A 3,718-nucleotide genomic window follows, 5' to 3' on the forward strand; every position below is an offset into this window, starting at 1 on the left:
GCCGCCTCGGCGCCTGCCACCCCGGCACCGCCCGATGCGGCGGCGCCCGACCGGTCGGCGCGCGCCCCGGGATCGCCGGTTCGGCAGCCGAGCACCGAGCCGGCCCAGCAGGTCGCCACCACCCCGGCCGCCCCCACGGCACCGGCCACCGCGGCCCCGGCGCCCGCAGCGAACCAGCCGACGGGTGACGCGCAGCTCAAGGAAATCCAGCAGCTGCTGACGATGATGAACTACGACCCGGGTCCGGCCGACGGCAAGTCCGGGCGCAAGACCCGGGACGCCATCGCCGCCTTCCAGCGCAGCCAGAAGCTGCCGGTCGACCGGCGGCCTTCGGCGGCGCTGCTGGAGTCGCTGCGCAAGGCCACCGGCGCGGACACGCCGGATTGGACGCCCGGGCATTTCTGACCGCGGCCCCGGTCGACAACAGGAAGGAATGGCGATGGCGCAGGACGCGGTCTGCATCTGGGCGGCCGAGGCGACGCTGGGTGAAGGCGCCCTGTGGTCGGCCGAGGAGCAGGCGCTCTACTGGGTCGACATCCTGCAGCCGCGCATCCTGCGCTACGAGCCGGCGACCGGGGCGAAGGCGGAATGGCCGATGCCGGAGCCGATCGGCTTCATCGCGCTGCGCCGCCGCGGCGGGCTGGTGGCCGGGCTGCGCAGCGGCTTCCACCTGATCGACCTGCCGGACGGCCGGGTGACGCCGATCGGCAACCCGGAGCCGGACCGGCCCGGCAACCGCTTCAACGACGGCAAGGTCGACCCGATGGGCCGGCTGTGGGCGGGGACCGTGGAGATGGGCTGCGCCGAGCCGACCGGCGCCTTCTACCGGCTGGACCCGGACCATCGCTGGCACCGCATGGATGACGGCTACATCGTCACCAACGGCCCCGCCTTCTCCCCCGACGGCGGCATCCTGTACGAGGCGGATTCCGAGCGCCGGGTGGTCTATGCCTACGACCTCGACCTGGCCGGCGGCGCGATCTCCAACCGCCGGCCCTTCGTGATCTTCGCCGAGGATGACGGCGTGCCCGATGGCATGACGGTGGACCGCGACGGCCATCTGTGGGTGGCGCATTGGGGCGGGGCGCGGGTCAGCCGGTTCCGGCCGGACGGCACCCTGGACCACGCCATCCCGATTCCGGCGCCGCATGTGACCAGCTGCACCTTCGGCGGGCCGGGACTGACCACGCTGTATGTCACCTGTGCCCGGTCCGGGATGTCCGAGGCGGCACTGCAGCAGTATCCGCTGGCCGGCGGGCTGTTCGCGATCGCCGGCGCCGGAAGCGGCCTGCCGGGCACGCATTTCGCCGGTTGACCGGCTGACACGTCAGGGTGGCGTGGGGGCTGGCGCGTCAGCGCCTTCGGCGGCCTTTGCCGCCGCCTTCGCCGCCACCCAGTCCTGCAGCGCCCGGGTTTCCAGCCGGCGCACCGGGGCCGAAGGGGTGCCGTCGAAGCGCAAGCCCACGGCCGGCACGTCCGGATGGGCGTGGAAGCTGAAATCGACTCCGAGGTCGAGCCGCCAGCGCGGCAGGTCGAGGGTGAAGCCGCCGGTGCCCACCGCCGCATCGGTGGCCAGCCGCAGGTCGGTTGACGTCACCACGCCATCGGCGATGGCAAAGGTGGCGTTGGTCGCCGGGATCGTGGTGCTGCCGCCGGAGAAGGCGGACCGCAGGCCTTCGAGGAAGGATCCGGGCAGGCCCGGATTCATCAGCAGCCGGTCAGCGGCCCCAAGGTCGAGATCGGACAGCGACGCGTCGCGCACCGCCACCAGCCCCTTGCCGCCCAGGCCGTAGACGAAGGCCGCCACGCTGTTGCCGGCCGTGGTGACGTCGAAGCCGAGATCGAGTCGCCCGGCCAGCCCCTGTGGCCCGGCCGACTGCTTCAGCAGGGCGCCGAGATCGGCATCGACCAGGTCGGCATGCAGCGTCCAGCGCGGCGGGCCAGACAGGTCGAGCCGGGCATTGCCGCCGAGCCGCCCGCCGGCGAGCCCGGCCGACAGCCGGTCCAGCGTCACCGCCCCATGGTCGAGCACGGCCCGGAGCTGCGGCTGGTCGAGGCCCCAGCCGCCGAGCGAGATCGCCGCGGCCTCGAGCTCGATGGTGCCGTCGATGCGGGCGAGGCCGCTGAGATCGAACGGCCGGGCCGACCATTGGCCGACGACCCCGCCGGGCGAGCCCCCCGCGACGAACAGCCGGTCGAGCGCCAGCGCCGTGGTCCGCAGCGACACCGTCAGCTGCGGCCGCCCGGCGCCGATCGCCAGCGCCGCCGTCCCGCCCAGCGAGACCGGCCCGGCCATGCCCTGCAAATTGTCGAGCTTGAGCCGGCCGCCAGCCCAGTCCAGATCGGCATAGAGATCAAGCCCGCCGAGATCGGGCGCCACCGCGTCGCCTTCGCCGAAGCGGCGCAGCAGCGCCGGCAGGTCCGGATGGGTGACCCGGAGGCTGAGGACGCTGTGCGGCGCCGTCGCCAGGTCGGACACCGTGCCGCCCAGCACCGCGGTGCCGCCCAGGATATCGACCGAGCCGTCCAGCGACAGCGCCGCCGGATCGCCGCGCAGCCGCAGCGAGGCCTCGACCGGTCCCGCGGGCGGCATCGGCAGCCGGCCGTCGAGATGCAGGGCGCGCAGCAGCGCCGGCGGATCCTCCGCCTTCAGCCCGGCCTGCAGGTCGATGTCGTCGAGCGTGGCGAGCTGGCCGATGGCGCCGGTCAAGGTCAGCCCCGCCCCGCCGGGCCCGCCGACCCGGCCGCTGTGGATGGTCAGCGCGCCCTGGGCCAGGGTGGCCTCCAGCCGCAGCCCGTCATAGGCGGCACCGTCGACCGCCGCGGCGTCGACCGTGGCATCGAGATTGACGTCGATGCCGCCGAGCACCGCCAGGATACGGTCCCGCAGCCCGGCATCCGATTGCAGCCGGTCGAACAGCCGCGGCGCATCCGCCGGGCGATAGGCGTCGATGTCGAGCTTGCTGAGCGTCAGCCGCGCACCGATGCCCGGCCGCGCCCCGCCGACATAGGTCAGGCCGCCGCTCAGCCGGTTGCCGTCGAGATCGGCATCGATGCCGGACACCCGCAGATTGGCCAAATCGCCCGACAGGGTGGCGGCGACCTTGGCGCGGCGCAGGGCGGTGGCCGGGATCGCACCAGGATCGATGCCGGCCCAGCCCAGCGCGCCGCGCAGGTCATCGGCCGCAGCCTGGACGCTCAGCTGGTCGGCGGCCGGTCGGTCGCCGTCGAGACGGATGCCGCCGGACAGCGCCGCCGAGGCCCCGCCGGGCAGGCCGAAGGCTAGGCGGGTCAGCCCGATCCGCGCCGGGTCCAGCGTCGCCTGCAGCCGCAGGTCGCGCACCAGCCCGTCGCGCACCGCCAGCGCGGCGACGGAGAGATCGAGCGTGCCGGTGACCGGCAGGGTGAGCTTGCGCGACAGCATCCCGGCCAGGCGCGTCACCAGGGCCGCCGGATCGACGTCGCCGGCCCAGTCGGCCAGGGCCAGCCGGTTGAAGCCGAGCGTCGCCTCGACCCGCGGCACGGCGGCGAGGGTGACCGTCAGTCCGCCGGCGGCCCGCATGTCGCCGAGATCGGCGGTCAGGTCGGACAGCTGGATCTGGTCGGCGCCCGAGGCATCGGCGGCGACAAGAACGGTGCCGCGCAGGGCGAAGACGCCGGGCCGCGACGACGAGGTCGGCAGCTTCACCCCGATCCGCGCCAGGCTGGCGTCGAGGTC

General features: G+C 74.3%; 3 protein-coding genes. 2 read left to right on the forward strand and 1 reads right to left on the reverse strand.

Annotation, left to right across the window (positions count from 1 at the left end; genetic code table 11):
- Positions 1-405 (forward strand): peptidoglycan-binding domain-containing protein (locus AC3XYG_RS41860; protein ID WP_489145845.1); only part of this gene is annotated, 405 nt, incomplete at its 5' end.
- 34 nt (positions 406-439) lie between these two features.
- On the forward strand, positions 440-1,315 hold the full coding sequence (locus tag AC3XYG_RS41865) for an SMP-30/gluconolactonase/LRE family protein (RefSeq protein WP_489145846.1): 876 nt from the start codon (positions 440-442) through the stop codon (positions 1,313-1,315).
- 12 nt (positions 1,316-1,327) lie between these two features.
- On the opposite strand, the gene AC3XYG_RS41870 is transcribed toward AC3XYG_RS41865, so the two are convergent.
- A partial coding sequence (locus AC3XYG_RS41870; RefSeq protein WP_489145847.1) for an AsmA family protein occupies positions 1,328-3,718 on the reverse strand: 2,391 nt, incomplete at its 5' end.

Source organism: Inquilinus sp. (assembly GCF_057815775.1).